Annotated in this window: 21 protein-coding genes; 8 read left to right on the forward strand and 13 right to left on the reverse strand. The window is 61.8% G+C overall.

What is annotated here, in order from left to right; translation table 11 throughout:
* Window positions 1-20: 20 nt before the first annotated feature.
* Window positions 21-908 carry a LysR family transcriptional regulator ArgP gene (locus AB1E33_RS14095; protein WP_372577910.1) on the forward strand — a complete coding sequence of 296 codons (888 nt, stop codon included), beginning with the start codon at window positions 21-23 and terminating at the stop codon, window positions 906-908.
* On the opposite strand, the gene AB1E33_RS14100 is transcribed toward AB1E33_RS14095, so the two are convergent.
* Complete coding sequence (locus tag AB1E33_RS14100) at window positions 895-1,773, reverse strand: LysR family transcriptional regulator (protein ID WP_372577911.1); 879 nt, start codon at window positions 1,771-1,773, stop codon at window positions 895-897. The genes AB1E33_RS14095 and AB1E33_RS14100 overlap by 14 nt on opposite strands.
* Window positions 1,774-1,862: 89 nt before the next feature.
* Here AB1E33_RS14100 and AB1E33_RS14105 point away from each other — a divergent pair, with 89 nt between their 5' ends.
* Window positions 1,863-2,165, forward strand: coding sequence for a YciI family protein (locus AB1E33_RS14105; RefSeq protein WP_372577912.1), 303 nt, complete (start codon window positions 1,863-1,865; stop codon window positions 2,163-2,165).
* A 9-nt stretch (window positions 2,166-2,174) separates the two neighbouring features.
* Here the strand turns inward: AB1E33_RS14105 and AB1E33_RS14110 are convergent, their stop codons facing one another.
* Complete coding sequence (locus AB1E33_RS14110; protein ID WP_372577913.1) at window positions 2,175-3,008, reverse strand: helix-turn-helix domain-containing protein; 834 nt, start codon at window positions 3,006-3,008, stop codon at window positions 2,175-2,177.
* A gap of 32 nt (window positions 3,009-3,040) precedes the next feature.
* On the opposite strand from AB1E33_RS14110, the gene AB1E33_RS14115 reads away from it, so the two are divergent.
* Window positions 3,041-3,478, forward strand: coding sequence for a hypothetical protein (locus AB1E33_RS14115; protein WP_372577914.1), 438 nt, complete (start codon window positions 3,041-3,043; stop codon window positions 3,476-3,478).
* A gap of 70 nt (window positions 3,479-3,548) precedes the next feature.
* Here AB1E33_RS14115 and AB1E33_RS14120 read toward each other — a convergent pair whose 3' ends face one another.
* The 5 genes from AB1E33_RS14120 to AB1E33_RS14140 all read right to left on the reverse strand — a co-directional run bounded on the left by AB1E33_RS14120 (window position 3,549) and on the right by AB1E33_RS14140 (window position 6,209).
* A complete protein-coding gene (locus AB1E33_RS14120; protein ID WP_372577915.1) occupies window positions 3,549-4,289 on the reverse strand; it encodes a YebC/PmpR family DNA-binding transcriptional regulator in 741 nt (246 codons plus the stop codon).
* A gap of 94 nt (window positions 4,290-4,383) precedes the next feature.
* Window positions 4,384-4,809, reverse strand: coding sequence for a serine hydrolase domain-containing protein (locus AB1E33_RS14125; RefSeq protein WP_372577916.1), 426 nt, complete (start codon window positions 4,807-4,809; stop codon window positions 4,384-4,386).
* A 51-nt stretch (window positions 4,810-4,860) separates the two neighbouring features.
* Window positions 4,861-5,196, reverse strand: a complete 336-nt coding sequence (locus tag AB1E33_RS14130) for a serine hydrolase (protein ID WP_372578170.1) — start codon at window positions 5,194-5,196, stop codon at window positions 4,861-4,863.
* Between the two features lie 5 nt (window positions 5,197-5,201).
* A complete protein-coding gene (locus AB1E33_RS14135) occupies window positions 5,202-5,606 on the reverse strand; it encodes a hypothetical protein (RefSeq protein WP_372577917.1) in 405 nt (134 codons plus the stop codon).
* 18 nt (window positions 5,607-5,624) lie between these two features.
* The gene (locus AB1E33_RS14140; RefSeq protein WP_372577918.1) at window positions 5,625-6,209 is read right to left on the reverse strand and encodes a TetR/AcrR family transcriptional regulator; all 585 of its coding nucleotides are present in this window, start codon (window positions 6,207-6,209) and stop codon (window positions 5,625-5,627) included.
* Window positions 6,210-6,377: 168 nt separating this feature from the next.
* Between AB1E33_RS14140 and AB1E33_RS14145 the strand changes: the two genes are divergently transcribed.
* Window positions 6,378-8,150, forward strand: a complete 1,773-nt coding sequence (locus AB1E33_RS14145) for an SLC13 family permease (RefSeq protein WP_372577919.1) — start codon at window positions 6,378-6,380, stop codon at window positions 8,148-8,150.
* Window positions 8,151-8,166: 16 nt separating this feature from the next.
* Here AB1E33_RS14145 and AB1E33_RS14150 read toward each other — a convergent pair whose 3' ends face one another.
* A complete protein-coding gene (locus AB1E33_RS14150; protein WP_372577920.1) occupies window positions 8,167-8,787 on the reverse strand; it encodes an HAD family hydrolase in 621 nt (206 codons plus the stop codon).
* Window positions 8,788-8,895: 108 nt separating this feature from the next.
* On the opposite strand from AB1E33_RS14150, the gene AB1E33_RS14155 reads away from it, so the two are divergent.
* Entirely contained in the window at window positions 8,896-9,630 is a 735-nt protein-coding gene (locus tag AB1E33_RS14155; RefSeq protein ID WP_372577921.1) for a glutamine amidotransferase, read from the forward strand.
* Window positions 9,631-9,703: 73 nt separating this feature from the next.
* On the forward strand, window positions 9,704-10,561 hold the full coding sequence (locus AB1E33_RS14160; RefSeq protein ID WP_372577922.1) for a bile acid:sodium symporter family protein: 858 nt from the start codon (window positions 9,704-9,706) through the stop codon (window positions 10,559-10,561).
* A 7-nt stretch (window positions 10,562-10,568) separates the two neighbouring features.
* On the opposite strand, the gene AB1E33_RS14165 is transcribed toward AB1E33_RS14160, so the two are convergent.
* Both AB1E33_RS14165 and AB1E33_RS14170 read right to left on the reverse strand, forming a co-directional pair.
* Window positions 10,569-11,306, reverse strand: coding sequence for a YbaY family lipoprotein (locus AB1E33_RS14165; RefSeq protein WP_372577923.1), 738 nt, complete (start codon window positions 11,304-11,306; stop codon window positions 10,569-10,571).
* Window positions 11,307-11,412: 106 nt separating this feature from the next.
* Window positions 11,413-13,191 (reverse strand): SLC13 family permease, encoded by a 1,779-nt coding sequence (locus AB1E33_RS14170; protein ID WP_372577924.1) that lies wholly within the window; start codon window positions 13,189-13,191, stop codon window positions 11,413-11,415.
* 343 nt (window positions 13,192-13,534) lie between these two features.
* On the opposite strand from AB1E33_RS14170, the gene AB1E33_RS14175 reads away from it, so the two are divergent.
* Window positions 13,535-14,467, forward strand: a complete 933-nt coding sequence (locus tag AB1E33_RS14175; RefSeq protein WP_372577925.1) for an aminoglycoside phosphotransferase family protein — start codon at window positions 13,535-13,537, stop codon at window positions 14,465-14,467.
* An 8-nt stretch (window positions 14,468-14,475) separates the two neighbouring features.
* Here the strand turns inward: AB1E33_RS14175 and AB1E33_RS14180 are convergent, their stop codons facing one another.
* A complete protein-coding gene (locus AB1E33_RS14180) occupies window positions 14,476-15,288 on the reverse strand; it encodes a TIGR00282 family metallophosphoesterase (RefSeq protein ID WP_372577926.1) in 813 nt (270 codons plus the stop codon).
* An 80-nt stretch (window positions 15,289-15,368) separates the two neighbouring features.
* Here AB1E33_RS14180 and AB1E33_RS14185 point away from each other — a divergent pair, with 80 nt between their 5' ends.
* On the forward strand, window positions 15,369-15,596 hold the full coding sequence (locus tag AB1E33_RS14185; protein WP_372577927.1) for a putative hemolysin: 228 nt from the start codon (window positions 15,369-15,371) through the stop codon (window positions 15,594-15,596).
* A gap of 5 nt (window positions 15,597-15,601) precedes the next feature.
* On the opposite strand, the gene AB1E33_RS14190 is transcribed toward AB1E33_RS14185, so the two are convergent.
* Both AB1E33_RS14190 and mgtE read right to left on the reverse strand, forming a co-directional pair.
* Window positions 15,602-16,162 carry a 5-formyltetrahydrofolate cyclo-ligase gene (locus AB1E33_RS14190; protein WP_372577928.1) on the reverse strand — a complete coding sequence of 187 codons (561 nt, stop codon included), beginning with the start codon at window positions 16,160-16,162 and terminating at the stop codon, window positions 15,602-15,604.
* Window positions 16,159-17,553 (reverse strand): magnesium transporter, encoded by a 1,395-nt coding sequence (mgtE, locus tag AB1E33_RS14195; RefSeq protein ID WP_372577929.1) that lies wholly within the window; start codon window positions 17,551-17,553, stop codon window positions 16,159-16,161. Before mgtE ends, AB1E33_RS14190 begins: the two co-directional genes overlap by 4 nt.
* Window positions 17,554-17,561 lie beyond the last annotated feature (8 nt).

Here is a 17,561-nt window from a genome sequence, read left to right on the forward strand (position 1 = left end):
GCCCAGAATAAGTTTTTCTAATGCAATTCGATCCCAAACAACTGCGCGCCCTTGCCGCGATTCTGCGTCTGGGCAGCTTCGAGGCCGCCGCCGCTGAGCTGGCGGTGACGCAATCGGCCATCTCGCAGCGCATCCGGGCGCTGGAAGAGCGTGTGGGCATGGCGCTGGTCGAACGTGGCACGCCCTGTATCGGTACCGAAGCCGGGTTGCGGATCGCCAAACACGCAGAGGATGTCGGCCTGCTCGAGGCACAGCTGAGCCGGGATCTGTCGCTGGAGGTGGCCCGCAAGCCCACCCGCCTGCGCGTCGCAATCAATGCCGACAGTCTTGCCACATGGTTCATCGACGCGATGGCGCAGATCGAGGGCGTGCTGTTTGATCTGGTGATTGACGACGAGGGCCACTCGGCCGACTGGCTGCGGCGCGGCGCGGTTAGCGCGGCGATCGGGTCCGGCCCACGGCCCGTGCCCGGCTGCGACGTGACCCCGCTCGGGAATCTTCGCTATCTCGCGACCGCCAGCCCCATTTATTGCAAACGATGGTTCGCGGATGGCGTGACATCGCAAACCCTGTCCACCGCGCCCTGCATGACCTTCAACCGCAAGGACGAACTGCAGCGGACGTGGATCGAACAGGCGATCGGCCAGCGGGTCGCCCCGCCCAGCCATTTCCTGCCCTCGACCCATGCCTTTGTCGATGCCGCCCGCGCCGGGCTGGGCTGGGGCATGAACCCCGAACCGCTGGTGCGCGCGCACATCGATGACGGCCAGCTTGTCGAATTGCTGCCCGATCAGCCGCTGGACGTTGCGCTCAGTTGGCAGGTCAGCCGGGTGATGGCCCTGGCGCTCAGCCCGCTCACCCGTGCCGTGAAACAGGCAGCCGCGGGCAGGTTGATCAGGCATCTCTGATTGCGCCGCCTTGCCAGTTTATTCCGGTTATCCAGTCCTTGACCGCCTTGACCGAGGCACGCTGGTCCTGATCGGCATGGAACAACAGCCAGAGTGGACGGTCCGGCGGTGGGGCGCCACCGGTATCGCACCGTTTCAACCGCGTGTCTCCTTCGGCACAGATCATCGGCAACACACTGCGACCAAGTCCGGCTGCAACCGCCTCTTGCGCAGTGACCAGATCGGTGACCCGCAGCGGGCTGATGTCACCATAAGCCTTGGCAAGCAACCAACGCGCTTGCGGCAGCGACGCATTGGCCTCGTCATAGATGATCCACGGCAGGTCAGCGCGCTCGTGCGGTCCTGAAGGTCCGTAAACGGCAAATTGCAGCGCAGCGAGTTTACGGGTCTTCACCTGCAATCCACCTGCCGAGGGGCGGGCGAAACGGAGGGCAAGATCGGCCTCGCGCTTCGTCAGATCGGCATTGCGCGCCTCCGGCACAATCTCGACTCTCAGGTCCGGATGCTGGCGGGCGAAGGGGGCAAAACCTTGCACCAGTATGCGGTTCACCAGAACCGGCACCGCGCTGACCCGAACTGTGCCCGATAAGCTGCACAGGGTCAGCCCGGCGGTTTCAGAAATCCGCAGATGCTGCGTTTCGATCATCTCGGCCTGCGTCACGATTTGCTGTCCGAATGTGGTTGCCTGGTACCGCCCATCCGCTATCCGCGCAAAAATCGGCGCACCCAATTGCCGTTCCAGCGCCCTGATCCGCCGGGCGATGGTGGTTTCGTTCACCGCAACAAGGCGCGCTGCGTCTGCCATTCTCCCAGAACGATAAAGCGCGAGGATGAATTTCAGATCATTCCAGTTATAGTCCTGCATTTTTGCAGAATGAACCGGGATAAAAGCTCGGTAAAGCGGCAAAAAGTTCGATCTATACTGTGATCGAATACGCAGATAGAGGAGCGGAAATGGCAGAGTTCATCATCCTTTTTCAGGACAATCCCGATGCCGATCCGGATATTCGCAAGACCCAGATGCCTGCCCATCTTGCCTTTCTGGAGGCGCATGCCGATACAATCATGACAGCAGGGCCGCTTTTTGACGCTACGGGCACTGGCAAAGGCGGCCTATGGGTGGTCAAGGCTGCGGCTGAAGAAGAGGCAGAGCGCCTGGTTCACATCGATCCTTTCTGGGATACCGGATTGCGCCAGAGCTATCAGATTCTGCGCTGGCAGCAGGTCTTTGCGGACGGGGTCCGGCAGATTCCATAAGCTCTCGCCCTAACCACAGACTTTTGCCAGCGCGCGCAGAGCTTCGCCGCTCTCCGGGTCTGCGGGGAAGTAAAGCTCCACTTTCAGGTCGTCCAGCAGCAGGTCTTCGGGCGTGCCGAACTGGGCGATGGTGGCAAACAACGCCAACCGCATACCACCGGCGCGCAGGATCGTGGGCACCACCGGTGCTAGTGACCGGTCCGCAGGTAATGGCACCTGCGCCAGATGTTCCGCCACCGCGTCCAGCCGCGCCACCCCGCCCTGCGCCGCGCTTTCGATCCGCAAGCGGCGCGCGGCATGATGAGCGACCTCGGGCCAGTTCTCGATGACATCGGGCACATGATCCGACACCAGCAGGTCAAGCAGGCTGCCACCCTCGGTCAGCCCCAGCGGACCATAGAGCAGGCGTGCCGATGCATTCATCCTCAGCACCGACCAGAGCCGATCCACCGCCAACCCCGGATAAGGCGCGTGGTTGTCCAGCATATGGGCGACCGCCTCGCGGACCGGGGCCATCTCGTCGGCCTGCCACCGGCGCTGCTGATAGCGAGGCGCGAAGCCCGCAGTGACCAGCATCTGGTTGCGCGCATCCAGCGGCATCTGCAATGCCTCACCCAGACGCCCGATCATCTCGCGGCTGGGCCGCGCACGTCCGGTTTCAAGAAAAGAGATATGGCGCGAGGACACTTCGGCCTCGACCGCCAGCTGCAGTTGCGACATCCGGCGCGCGGCGCGCCATGTCTTCAGGGTGCTGGGAAACTCGGTCATGGGCGCAGCATAGCGCACACCGGGAACCGCGTCAGTTACCTGGAAGGTAATTGCCTCGCTGGCTTCACCCGACACATCCTGTCTCCATATCCAAAAGGAGGACGGAGATGTCTCAGAGATTTCACAAGTTCTGGCTGAAGATCGTCGCGGTCATCGTGGGCTGCTTCGCACCGATCTTTTTCCTTGGCGCGATCGAGGCCACCACCGGCCCGGCGCGTATCACTCTCGACCTGTTGGGATGGCCGCTGGATGGCAGCGCCACGTTCACCGCACCCGACACACGGTTTCTGTCCGCGCTTGCGGGCGGGTTCCTGCTGGGCTGGGGCGTGATGATCTGGAACCTGTCCGAGTTAGTCTATGACCACGCTCCCGAGGCGGTCCGCAAGAGCGTGATCTACGGCCTGCTTGCATGGTTCGTTCTGGACAGCGCGGGATCGGCGGCCTCGGGCAATGCCTCGAACGTCTTGTTCAACACGATCATTCTGCTGGTTGGTGCCGGGCCGCTTTGGCGTCCGGCGCAGGACCGTACGGTATTGGCCGGGTAAGGTTCGGTGTGATTGAGCAAAAAAAGGGCCCGGAGCAATGCTCCGGGCTGTCCCTGAGCTCAGTTCGCAATCAGAGCTGCGCCATGACCTCGTCATCGGCTTCGAAATTGGTTGTCACACGCTGGATGTCGTCATCATCTTCCAGCGCATCCACCAGCCGCATCAGCTTTTGCATGCCGTCCAGATCCAACTCGGTGGTCGTGGTCGGCTTCCAGACCAGTTTGGTGGAGTCGGATTCGCCCAGCGCAGCCTCCAGCGCGTTCGAGACCTCGTTCAGATCGGTGTCGGCGCAATAGATGATGTGGCCGTCTTCCGAGCTTTCTACATCCTCCGCACCAGCCTCGATGGCAGCCTCGAACACGGTGTCAGCGTCGCCCGCTTCAGACGTGTACACTACCTCGCCCTTGCGTTCGAACATGAACCCGACCGAGCCGGTCTCGCCCAGGTTGCCGCCGTTCTTGGAAAAGGTCGAGCGCACGGTGGACGCAGTGCGGTTGCGGTTGTCGGTCATCGCCTCGACGATCACCGCCACGCCGTTGGGACCATAGCCCTCATAGCGAATCTCTTCGTATTCATCGCCCTCACCCGCCTGCGATTTCTTGATGGCGCGGTCGATCACGTCCTTGGGGACCGAGTTCGACTTGGCCTCTTTCACCGCGAGTCGCAGGCGCGGGTTCTTGTCGGGGTCGGGATCGCCCATTTTGGCCGCGACAGTGATTTCCTTGCTGAGCTTGGAAAACAGCTTTGAGCGTACGGCGTCCTGACGCCCTTTGCGGTGCTGAATATTTGCCCATTTGGAATGGCCGGCCATGTCTGGAACTCCCGAGGAATGCAATTTCGCAGACCTCTATAGAGCAAGCCGAAGGCCGGGTTCAAGTTCCCCCCGGCCAGCACTCTGTGGCTGGTCAGGTGCCGGGGCTGACATGGCGCGCGATGGCCTGCAGCAGGGTGACCATCCGCAATTCGGCTTCAGGGTCCTCATTATACTGCGGAAAGGCCGAATTCAGGGCAATCACAACCTTCCGCACCGGGTTGATATACAGGAACTGGCTATAGATGCCGATCGCGGTAAAATCACCATCGTCGCGGTCGACCGGTATCCACCAGTGGTTCTTGTACCCCAGCGGATAATCCGTCAGGTCATGCGCACCCGGCTGCGATTGGGCCGTGTCGGTTGTAACGGATCGGGCCAGCCATTCCTGCGACACGACTCGCTCACCGGTCATAGAGACGCCACCGTTAAGGACCATTTGACCGATCCGCGCCAGATCGCGCAGCCTCAGTTTGGCGCCTCCGAACGCCACCGGCTCGCCCACGGCATCGACCAGCATCTTTGCATCCGATTCCGCTCCGATTTTTGACCACAGTTTTTCCTCGAAATACTAGGTGTAGCTCTGCCAGGTGGCTCCGCGTAGGATTTGCGCCAGAACCTGCGTTTCGATACTGGCATAGAGGTTGAAGCTACCCGGCTCGCGTGCGCGTTCAATGGTTGTCGAATACTCATCCTGCAATCCGCGCAGCATCGCTACCACAGTTTTTACAATCTCCGAATTCAAGTCGTCATAATCCTCGACATACCGAATCCCCGAAGTCATATCCAACACCTGCTGGATCGTTACCCCGTCATATCCCGACCCTTTCAGGCTGGGCACATAGTCGGTGACTGGTGCATTCAGATCGGGAATGTGGCCCTCGTCCCGAGCAATGCCGATCAGGATCGCAGTTAGTGACTCGTCACCGAAAACTCGATGTGATGTGTCTTATCGGTGTTGCCGCGCGCATAGGCCTCGTGGATCAACTCACCGTCCTTCAGGACGATCAAGCCGGTCCAGTGAAACCGCTCGAAAAGCTGCCCGACGGGTTCGTCTGAGCCGTTGAAACTGTAGGTTTCGGGAATGACATCCGGGTCCGGGTTACTAACAAACTCTGCCACCGGCTCGGATTGCGGGATCGAAATTGAGGGATAGATTTGATGCAGCGTCCGGAAGTTCTCATCGAGATTTTCAGGTTCGAAAACGGCCGCATAGTTCTGGAGCGCCCGAATGTCCTGAATCTTGCCCCAGAACACGACACCACCGATCAGAGCCAGCACCAACAAAGCGATGGCCCCGCGTTTGATCCATTTCATGGCGTTTTCCTTCAGTATCTAAGATTTCTCGTCCAGGCGAAGCAACGCACGCGCCGTGCTGCGAAGGACCTCGCGATCTTCCGGCGCAAAGCCGATATCGGAAAAAGCCGCGGCCCCAAAACCCATCGCGACGATGCCATAGGCCCGGCGAAAGCGATCCTCGCCATCGGTGCCAATTCCGTCTGACGCCATGTGGTCAGTCAGTTCCTGACAGAGCCGCTGGTACAACCTCCGGAGACGCCTCTGAATGCAGTCATCCAAAGCCGCATAGGGCCATAACTCTTCGACCATGAGGCTGAGGCTTTCATCGCCCAGCAACTCGTCAAGTGCGAGGTCGACCACCTGTTCTGTGCTCAGCCTGTCCTGTTCGGATCGGGCAAATGCCTCGAGCTTGGCTTCACCCCGTTCGATCATGCGATCGAACAGCAGCAGGATCAGATCATTCCGGTTACCTGCGAAGTAGCGCAACAGGGACCTTGGCAGGTCAGCCTCTGCCGCGAGCTTGGCCAGGGTCAGTTTGGCCAATCCGTCACGCAGAACGATCTGCTCCAGAGCATCCAGGATCTGTGCCTTGCGTTCTTTTTCCATCTTTGGACGTGCCATAAATTCGTCCTTCGCTCAGTTTCTTGTCAAAGTGACAAGAAATAGGTTGGAGGATTTATTGTCACTTTGACAACATTGAATCCGAGTGACTCGGCGTCACGAATCCCTGATCGCGCGGCTAACGAATTCCCCGTCGCGCCACTGCGATGAACCGGTTAGGGTCATCCCATGACTGTGGATCAGATAATATTGTTCGGATTGTTCATCGGGGTCTTTGGGATGCTGCTCTGGGGCCGCTACCGATATGATCTGGTTGCCTTTTCCGCATTGCTTATCGGCGTTGTTTTGGGCGTTGTCCCGGTCAAGGACGCGTTCTCGGGCTTTGGCCACCCCGCCACGGTGGTGGTGGCGCTGGTGCTGGTTGTCTCGGCCGGGCTGGTGCGGTCAGGGGCGGTGTTCCTGATCACGCGGACGTTGGTGGATTCGGGCCGCAAACTAGGGACACATATCGCGCTGATGGGCGGAATCGGCGCGGTGCTGTCGGCCTTCATGAACAACGTGGCCGCCCTTGCACTGCTGATGCCGGTGGATATCCAGACCGCGCGCAAGGCGGGTCGTGCGCCCGGCCTGACGCTGATGCCGCTCAGTTTCGCCACGATCCTGGGCGGCATGGCCACGCTGATCGGCACGCCGCCGAACATCATCATCGCCTCGATCCGCGAACAGGCGGTCGGTACGCCTTACCACATGTTCGATTTCGCGCCGGTGGGCGGACTGGCGGCACTAGCCGGGTTGGCCTTCGTTGCCCTGATTGGCTGGCGGCTGATCCCCGATCGTGGGGCTGAGGCCGATACCGCAACCGCGCTGGCGGACTACATCGCCGAGTTGACCATCCCCGAAGGTTCGCCCCAGATCGGCAAGCGGCTGGCCGAGCTCTATGAGACCGCCGATCAGTCGGATGTGGCCATCATCGGCCTCATCCGCGACGGCAAGCGCCTCTATGGCCGGGCCGCAAACACACTGCTGCGGACGGGCGACGCGCTGGTGCTGGAGGCCAACCCCGAAGCGCTGGACGAGTTTCGCGCAGCCCTGTCGCTGGATTTCTCGGACGCCCAGCGGCAGGAATTGCTGGCCGCTGCAGGCGACGGACTGGAGGTGATCGAGGTGGTGGCCCCCGAAAGCGCCCGGATCACCGGGCGCTCGGCGCAGGGCATCGGGCTGGCCTGGCGGCAAACCACGCTGCTGATGGGCATTTCGCGCCAGGGCAAACCCATCCTGCACCAGGTGCGCAAGACCGAGGTCGAGCCGGGCGACATCCTGCTGCTGCTCTGTCCCCGTGACAGGACCGCAGACGTGACCGACTGGCTGGGCTGTCTGCCTCTGGCCGAACGCGGGTTGTCGGTGACTGCCAATGACAAGGTCTGGCTGGCCATAGGGCTGTTTGCAGCGGCCGTCCTGGCCGCCAGTATCGGGCTGATCTACCTGCCGGTCGCGCTGGGGCTGGTGGTGGTGGCCTATGTACTGACCCGCATCCTGCCCATCGCCGAGCTTTATGATCACATCGAATGGCCGGTGGTGATTCTGCTGGGGTCGATGATCCCGCTGGGCGCAGCGCTGGAGACCGCTGGCGGCACGCAACTCATCGCCAATAGCCTGCTTCAGTTTACCCAAGGGCTGCCAGCCTGGGCGATCCTGACGGTTCTGATGATTGTGACGATGACGCTGTCCGACGTGCTTAACAACACGGCAACCACCATCGTCGCGGCACCGGTTGGCATCCAGATGGCCAGCACGTTGGGCGTCTCGCCCGACCCGTTCCTGATGGCGGTGGCGGTGGCCGCCTCGGCAGCCTTCCTGACGCCCATCGGTCACAAGAACAACACGCTGATTCTTGGCCCCGGCGGATACCGGTTTGGCGATTACTGGCGCATTGGGCTGCCGCTGGAGGTGCTGGTGGTAGCTGTCTCGATCCCAGCGATCCTGGTGTTCTGGCCGATGTGAGGTATCATACCCAAGCTCACAAGAACTCCGCTCGCAGTTGGCCCAGAACATCATTTCGGCTGTCATCCGAAAAGAAATGGGCCTGCCATCCTATTGCGCGCGCCGCGTCGACGCTGGCCTGATAATCGTCGATCAGAAGCATCCTTTCGGGTGCGACATCCAGAGTCTCGGTAATCCGCACGTAGAACGCCGGGTCCGGCTTGCGTACGCCCATCCGGCCCGAGGCAAAGACATATCCGACCCTGTCGGCAAACCCCATAACGGTTTCGATATATCGCGCGCGGCGAGCTTCATTGTTGGTCGCGATGACATGCTTGATCCCTCTGGCCGACAGCGCCGCCTGCACCTTGAGAACCTCGACATCCGGCAAGGCATCGTTACTGAACCAATACTCCAGCAAAGCATCCGGACCCGGATCGAACCCAACCAGATTGGCCCATGAGGCCACACGATCCCGCAAATCCTCCTGCCCCGTGATGAACCGGTCAAAATCATCGGCAAAAATATGTTTGGTGAAGACATCCAGCGACTGCCCGAGGTCCCGCTCAAAGTTCTCGGCCCATAAAAACACGCCATCGCGGATGTTCCGGTTCAGAACGCCATCAAAGTCCCAGGCGATGATGGAAGGCTCGGCCATAACAATCTCCGTCGCAAGCAGAACCCACACGGTATCGCGGGATAACACGAAGGCAAGCCGCCCCCATAGGCGTTGCCAATACTGGCCAAATCGCGCTAAAGCCCAGCCATGAAACGCTTTCTGATCCTGCAACTGCGCCCCGAACGTGACGCGGCGGATGCCGAGTTTGCCTCGATTATGCACAAATGCGGCCTGCCCGAAGAGCGCGTCCATCGCATCCGGCTGGATTGCGAAACGCTGCCCGAGGGGCTGCAAGTGAGCGATTATGCTGGGATCATCGTTGGTGGCGGGCCGGGATGCGTCAGCGACGATCCGGTCTCCAAACCCGCGCTTGAGGCACGGATCGAGGCACAGGTGATGGGGTTGATGCCGCAGATTATAGAACAGGATCATCCCTTCATGGGCTGCTGTTACGGTCTGGGCGTGCTGGCAGCCCATCTGGGCGGTGAGGTCAGCAAGGCACGCTATAGCGAGCCTGTCGGGCCGTCGCATTGCGCGCTGACGGAGGATGGTGCGACCGACCCGCTCACCACCGGACTGAAACCGAAATTCGAAGCCTTTGTGGGTCATAAGGAGGCGGTGCAGAACCTGCCGCCGGGCTGCGTGCATCTGGTCCACTCCGAGGCCTGCCCCTACCAGATGATCCGGTACGGCGAAAATGTCTATGCCACGCAGTTCCACCCCGAGGCGGATGCGAATGACTTCGAGCAGCGGATCAGGATCTACAAGGATTACGGCTATTTCCCGCCCTCCGACGCCGAACGGCTGATCGGGGAATGCAAGGCGGCCCAAGTGACCGAACCCGGAGAAATCCTGCGCCGTTTCGCCAAGAGATATGAATAACCTTACGGCATACCCGGTTGCCTGAACGCCCTACCCTCCTCTAGCTTCGCTGAAAACCTACGGGGGGAGCAGTTTGGATTTTCTAATCAATGTGGGCCTGCCGCTGTCGCTGGCCATTATCATGCTGTCACTGGGCGTAGGCCTTGAGATCGCGGATTTTCGCCGTGTGCTGACGCGGAAATACGCTTTTGCCGTCGGAGCCGTCAGCCAGGTGATCCTGCTGCCGTTGACCGCGTTTGCGATCGCGCATCTGTTTGGCCTGCCGCCGCAGATCGCGGCAGGCTTCATGCTGCTGTCATTCTGCCCCGGTGGCGTGACGACCAACATACTGTCGAAACTGGCCAAGGGCGATGTCGCGCTCTCTGTGTCGCTGACGGCGATCATCAGCTTGCTGTCGATCCTGACCGTTCCAATTCTGGCCGCCTGGTCGGTTAGCTATTTTCTGGGCGAGCAGGCCCCCGACGTCTCGATCACCGGGCTTGCGATCGCGATGTTCCTGATCACGACGCTGCCGGTCTCGATCGGGGTTGCGATCCGGACCTTTGCCCGTGGCTTTGCATTGCGGATCGACAAGGGGCTATCGCTGCTGGCGACAACGCTTTTCGTCCTGATCGTAATCGCAGCCCTTACCGGCAACTGGACCATCTTTGTAGAGAACCTCGGCGCCATGGGGGCAGGCCTGATCACGCTGAACGTCATCTTGCTTCTGATTGGCCTTGGGCTGGGGCGCGGTGCGGGGCTGACCTGGCAGGAAACCAAAACCATCTCGATCGAAACCGGCATCCAGAATTCAACGCTCGGCATCACGCTGGCGGCGCTGATCACCGGCACCACCACAGGTTTCAGCGTGCTGGCACTGCCATCGGCGGTCTACTCGATCACCATGTATGCGGTTTCGATCCCGTTCCTGATTTGGTTCCGCGCGCGCTGAGCTCGGCTCACGGGATGCGGGTCAGCCGCATCACCGTCTCGCCCGACGCGTCGGTCAGCGCCAGCAGATCGCCATTGACCACATAGCCGGTTGTGCGGGTCAATCCGGCCAGAAAGTCCTGCTCCACCGCGTCCTGCTCCGGCGGGCAGGCCATCAGAGTACCAGCCATGTTGTCGGGAAAATCGATCGTGCGCGCTCCAATCTCCGCGGCGCCGACAAAGCGATTGCAACCACCTGTGGCGCCAAATTGCCCGCCCTCGGCAAACGCGATCTCGGGCTTTTTCCCGGCCGTCACCAAGGCGCCTGCGATCTCGCTGACTTGCCATTTGCTGTTGTCCAGCACCTGCGTCTGTTCGGGGTGCGAGGTCTTGACCAGCACCATTTCCACCGTGTGCGTACCGCCCCGCGTCAGCACCGGATGAACGGTATCGTTGGTAAACAGCAGTTGCTCATCCAGCAGGATCGACGCTTCGACCGCGTAGCTCCGGCTGTCTTCGATCAGGGCATCGTCATAGCTCAGCGTGAAGTCTGCGGGCACGCCCGCCAACGCATAGCGCATGGCCGATAGTTCGATTGCTGCCGCGTCGGAGCGCGAGATATCGACCAGCTTGACCTGCAACACCGCTCCCGGTGGCGCTGCGATCCGTTCTCTGTAGGTGGCCGTCCCCTCGATGGTGCCCGCCATTGCGGCAGTTCCAACCGTTGCGCTGGTCAGCAGCGCGGTCATCAGACCCCAAAACAACATCTTGCTCATCCTTTCCCGATGCGACGCGCCCTCAAGATCGGCGCGGTGTGCGCGAATTCAAGTCGCAAAAAACGAGACTGGCCGAATAGCGCTCAACTTTGGCGGGTCAAAAGGGCCAAATAAACGGGATCACGAGCGAGGCCAGAAGCCCGACACTCAGGTTCAGCGGAATACCGACGCGCATGAAGTCGGTGAAACGATAGCCGCCGGGGCCGTAGACCATCATGTTGGTCTGATACCCGATCGGCGTCGCGAACGAGGCCGAGGCCGCCACCATGACCGCCACGATCAGCGGACGCGGATCGATGCCCATTGCGCTTGCCAGACCGATGGCGATCGGCGTGACCACGACCGCCACCGCGTTGTTCGACACAAGCTCGGTCAGGACCGAGGTCAGCAGATAGACCGCCCAGACCACCAGGAAGGGTGGCATCATGCCCAGGAAAGGCGCAATCGCTTCGACGATCAGCCGCACCGCGCCCGAACTTTCCAGCGCCGCGCCGATGGCGAGCATGGCAAAGATCAGCGCCAGCAAGCGTCCGTCGACAAAGGAGAACGCCTCGTCCGCGTCGATGCAGCGCGTCACCAGCACCACCGCCACCGCCATGATCGACAAAGGCAGGATCGGCGCCAGCCCAAGCGCTGCCAGCACCACCAACCCCATCAGCGTGGCAACGGCGACAGGCGCGTGCCCCCGCCTGTAGGCGCGTGCCGACGGGCGCGAGACATCGACCATATCCATATCCGCAGCCAGCCGCCGGATATCCTCGGGCACCCCTTCCAGCAGCAGCGTATCGCCCACCCGCACGACCAGTTCATCCAGTTGCCGACCGATATTCTGGTTGCGTCGATGCACCGCCAGAACGTAGACGCCAAAGCGCCGCCGCAGGCGCAACATACCCAGCGAGCGCCCGACCATGCGGCATTCCGGTGTAATCAGCACCTCGACCGTCGAGGTCTCGACCGCCGAAACCTGATCCACCCGCTTCAGTTCCTTGTTGCTCTGCAGGCTCAGCAGCTCGGTCATCTGAGTGCGCAGGACCACGCGGTCGCCGACTCGCAATTCGACCCCCTTCAGATTGCGCCTGAGCGAGGCATCGCCCCGGATCACGTCGATCAGCCGCACACCGGGGCGCTTGAAAAGCTGCACGCCGGTCACTTCGCGGCCGATCAGGTTACTGTCGGGGGGGATCACCGCCTCGGTGAAGAATTTCATCTTCGACTTGTCGCTCAGCAGCGTCGCCATGCTGTCACGGTCGGGCAGCAGCCTGGGTGCGATAAAGCGCAGATAGAGCATGCCATAGATGACCAGGATGATGCCCAGCGGCGTGACCTCGAAAATCGTGAACGGGGCCTGCCCCTGCGCGCGCGCTACCCCGTCGACCAACAGGTTGGTCGAAGTCCCGATCAGGGTCAGAGTGCCGCCCAGGATGGCGGCATAGCTCAGCGGAATCAGCAGTTTCGAGGCGGCAACATCCAGCGTACGCGCGATCTGCACGAAGACCGGGATCATCACCACCACCACCGGCGTGTTCGACACAAAGGCCGAGGAAATGACGACAAATCCCATCAGCAACCCGATGGCGAAGCGTGGGTTCACCTTGGCCTGGCGCTGCGCCGTCGAGGTGAACGCATCCAGCGCCCCGGTACGTACCAGTGCCCCCATGATGATGAACATCGCCGCGATCGTCCAGGGCGCGGGATTCGCCAGAACCGGCAGCGCGGCCTGATAAGGCAGGATGCCGGTCACCAACATCAGCGCGACGCCGCTGATCGCAACCACCTCAGTCGGGAAAGTCTCGCGCAGGAACATCACGAACATCCCCGCGACGATCAAAAGCGCCAGGATCGCGCTGGCGGTGTCGGAAAGCTGGAGAAATTGCATGGAGTCAGATCGTTGCCCGTAACCCGGCCCGAGGATGTGCCGGGTCGCAGTTTCCCGCATTGTGCAGGCCGGGGCAAGCCCGACCTGCACGTACCGCCGTGAGTGATGGTAGACCGTGGGCCGGACAGCGTGGATTCCGTCCGTCTGCCCGGCCCGGTGAGCCTGACCCCTTCTTCAAGCTCACCATTCCCGGTCCTGTTATTGATATGGGATTCTCATGTGCCTGCGCACTGGCGGTTTCGGTCAGAATCTTCGGGTTTCCGGCCAGTATCCTCTCCGACCGCGGGTTGTCATCGCTACCAACCACAACGATCATGGCTCACGGGTCCGTTGCGGAGGGGGCATGCAGCACGACAGGTTCGAGAGCTTTGCGGCAGACATACTGACCCGGCTTGGCGAAACGCTGCGACATGCAGGGTTTCTGGCGCAAGGTTCGACCAGCCGGGTTTGGGAAGTGTGGTCTGACCGGCGCGCCTACGCGCTGCGGGTCATCGACGCCCCCGACCGCGCCCTAACCGCCCCCATCGATCGGTTCCTGCGCAAGTCGATCAGCGACCGCGGCGGGCGGCTGGCCTGCCCGGTGCTGTCCTCGGACGAGACCGACACGCTGTGGCGGGGCAACCCATGGGTGCTTGAGCCGCTGCTGGTCGGTAGTCACCCTGCACGCGGGGCGCTGCCCGCTCAGGTCAGCCGGGCGCTGGGGCAGACATTGGCCGCGCTGCATCAAGTACCGGTGCATGGCTTCGGGCGTCCTGTGCGTATCGACGGGGATTGCATCCTCGGAGCAACCTCCGATCCTTTTGAGGGCGTCCTGCAGCGCTTTGAACATCCGCTGCCGGAAAGCTGGGCGCAGGATTTCCTGCACCCCGCCCTTGCCGCAGCGCCGGAGATCGAAGCTGGTGCGCGGACATTGCTGCACGAGGTTTCCCTGCAGATGGCAGAGCTGCCACCGGTCCTGTGCCATACCGACCTGCATGAGCGGCAATTGATCTGCGACGGTGACAGGCTTGTCGGCTTGCTCGACTTCGGTGACGCCACGCTGTTGGACCCGCACTGGGATCTGGGGTCTGTGCTGTATTTTCACGGGGATCGGAATTTCCGGCAGGTTTTCGATGCGTATCAGGGCAGCGCCCGTCTCACACAGTGCCAGCCCGACCTGGCGGCGGCGTTTTCGGTGGCGATTGCGCTGCACCATGCGGCGCGGTCACGGCTGCCCGGAAAGGGTCACAGACTGGCGCGCGCATTGGCGCATATCCGGCAGGTAATCGCCGGGTAATCGAGGCTTCAGGGTTCGGCCTGTTCCAGTCGGCCACCGATCCGGATCATGCGGACCTTCTGCGCGACACCGCTGCGGTCGTCGGTCTCCAGATAGACGCCGGACAGCGTCGCCTCTCCGGTCGCGGGGGTAAAGCGCGCCTTGGGCATGCCCGTGAGAAAGCGGCGCATCGGCTCGGTCTTCTCCATGCCGATCACGGAATCATAGTCACCACACATGCCCGCATCGCTCAGGTACCCGGTGCCGCCGGGCAGAACCTGCGCGTCGGCGGTGGGGATATGGGTATGGGTGCCCACGACCAGACTGGCCCGCCCATCGCAGAAATGGCCCATCGCCATCTTCTCCGAGGTCGCCTCGCAATGCGTGTCAACGATCACCGCCTGCGCCAGCCCGCCGCGCGGATGCGATTTTAGCACCGGCTCGATCGCCGAAAACGGGTCGTCAAAGGGGCGTTTCATAAAGACCTGCCCCAGCACCTGCGTCACCAGAACCTTGCGTCCGCCCGGTGCGTCAAACAGGCGATAACCCCGCCCGGGGGCGCCCTTGGCATAGTTCAGCGGTCGGATCACGCGCGGCTCACGTTCGATGAATTGCAGCATGTCGCGCTGGTCGAAGGCGTGATCACCCAGCGTCACGCAATCGGCGCCGGCCTCAAGCAGCAGCTTGGCGTGATCGCCGGTCAGCCCCATCCCGTTCGAGGCATTCTCGCCATTGACCACGACGAAATCCAGCTTCCAGTCTTCGCGCAGGCGCGGCAGGTGATCCTGCACCGCAGCGCGGCCTGCACGCCCCATGACGTCGCCAAGAAAAAGTATCTTCATGACTTCGGTCCTAAGTATGGCGCATCCCGAGCGCAAGCGCTTAAGATGATCCGACACCCTGTTTGATATCGGAGCCCCGCATGTCCCGCTTCCTGCTGATCCCCCTTGGCCTGACCATCCTTGCCGCCTGCGAACCGGCCGCCCCGACCAAGCCGCAACTGGCCAACCCTGCGGCCACTTATTGCATCGAGACGGGTGCCAAATACGAGATCCGCGACAGCGATGACGGCCAGGTCGGCATCTGCACTCTGCCTGATGGCACCGAAGTGGATGCGTGGGAGTATTTCCGTGAGAACAGTCCCGCCTGAGACCGTCACCGGAAACATAGCACCCTGCTTTCGGTGACCAGCATGTCCAGCGGCTGGTCGGTGGGTTCAAGCGGCAGACCGTCAGCCTCCTGCGCGTCGAAGGCAAAGCCGATGGCCAGTGTGGCGCGTTTGGCGCGCAGGCCTTCAAGCGTGCGGTCATAGAACCCGCCGCCATAGCCCAGCCGCCCGCCTTTTGCATCGAATGCGACCAGTGGCACGATCAGGATTTCGGGGTCGAAATAATCGTCCTCGAGCGGCACCTTCGCCCCGAACGGACCGTCCCGCAACGGGCCGTCAGGCACCCAGCGTGAAAAGCGCAATGCCTGCCCCGCACCCTGAATGACCGGAACGCCGACCGGTCCATGTGCCGCGGCTTCGGCCATGGAAGGCAGCGGATCAATCTCGGTCCGGATCGGCATGTAGCCCGACAGCGGCACGCCGCGATAACCTGCCAACACCTCGGACAGCCGCCCTGCCGCGCCCGGCGGGCGAGCCTCGAACGCGGCTTTACGGCGGGTAAATCCGGCCTTGCGGGCGGCGGCTTTAATCTCGTTCAGGTCCGTCAAAGCAGGATCACCGAGGCCAGACCGAGGAAGGTAAAGAACCCCATCACATCGGTTGTTGTCGTCACGAAAGTCCCCGAGGCCAGGGCCGGGTCGACCCCCAGCCGATCAAGCAGAACCGGCGCCGCCGTGCCCGCAAGCCCGGCCACCACCATGTTGATGATCAGCGCCGTGCCGATCACCAGACCCAGCATCGGCGAGGCGAACCACATCATGCCCACCACGCCCAGCACAATGGCAAAACACATCCCATTCAACATTCCCACCGTCACCTCGCGCCGGATCACCCGCCACACGTTCGAGCCGGTCAGGTCCTTGGTGGCCAGAGCGCGCACCGCAACGGTCAGCGACTGGGTCCCGGCATTGCCGCCCATCGACGCTACAATCGGCATCAGGATGGCAAGCGCCACCAGTTCCGCGATGGTTTCCTCGAATCGCGAGATCACCAGGGAGGCTCCGATCGCGGTGCACATGTTCACTGCCAGCCAGGGCAGACGGCGGCGGCTGGTCGCCGCAACACTGTCCGACAGCGAGCTTTCGTCGCTGACCCCGGCGAGGCGCAGAATGTCTTCCTCGTGTTCCTCGTCCAGAACAATCATCGCGTCGTCGATGGTGATCACACCGACCAGCCGGCCATCGGCATCCACCACCGGCGCCGAGATCAGGTGGTATTGGTTGAACGCATAGGCCACTTCCTCTTCATCTTGATCAGCGGGGATGATCTGGAACTCTTCCTCGGCGATGTCGGTCAGCTGAACCTCGCGCTTCGCCCCCATAAGCTTGCCCAGTGCCACATTGCCGATCGGCCGCATCCGCGGATCGACCAGAACGACATGATAGAACTGTTCGGGCAGATCTTCGGTGCCTCGCATATAGTCGATGGCATGTCCGACCGTCCAATGCTCGGGCGCCATCACCACCTCGCGCTGCATCAACCGCCCGGCCGAGTTTTCGGGATAATTCAGCGCCTGCTCGACCGCGACCCGGTCGGCATCCTCCAGCGCGTCGAGGATTTGCTCCTGCTGCGGCTCCTCCAGATCCTCGACCAGATCGACCACATCATCGCTTTCCAGCTCGCGCACCGCTTCGGCCAGAACATGCGGATTGAGAACGCTGATGACCTCTTCGCGCACCGACTCGTCCAACTCCGACAGGATGTCGCCGTCGAATTCCTTGTCATATAGCCGGATCAGGCGCGCCCGGTCATGAGCGTTGATCTGCTCCAGAAGGTCCGCGATGTCGGCGGCGTGCAGCGGCTCCATCAATTCGATGAGCTTTTCGCGGTCCTGCACATCAACGGCATAAAGGATGGCAGAGACGAGCTTGCGATCCAACTCATAAGACTCGTCATCGCGCTGCCAGTCGGAATCGGGTGTAATGTCGTCCCTGGTCATGCGCTGCC

Source organism: Ruegeria hyattellae, assembly GCF_041537925.1.
Lineage (GTDB): Bacteria > Pseudomonadota > Alphaproteobacteria > Rhodobacterales > Rhodobacteraceae > Ruegeria_C.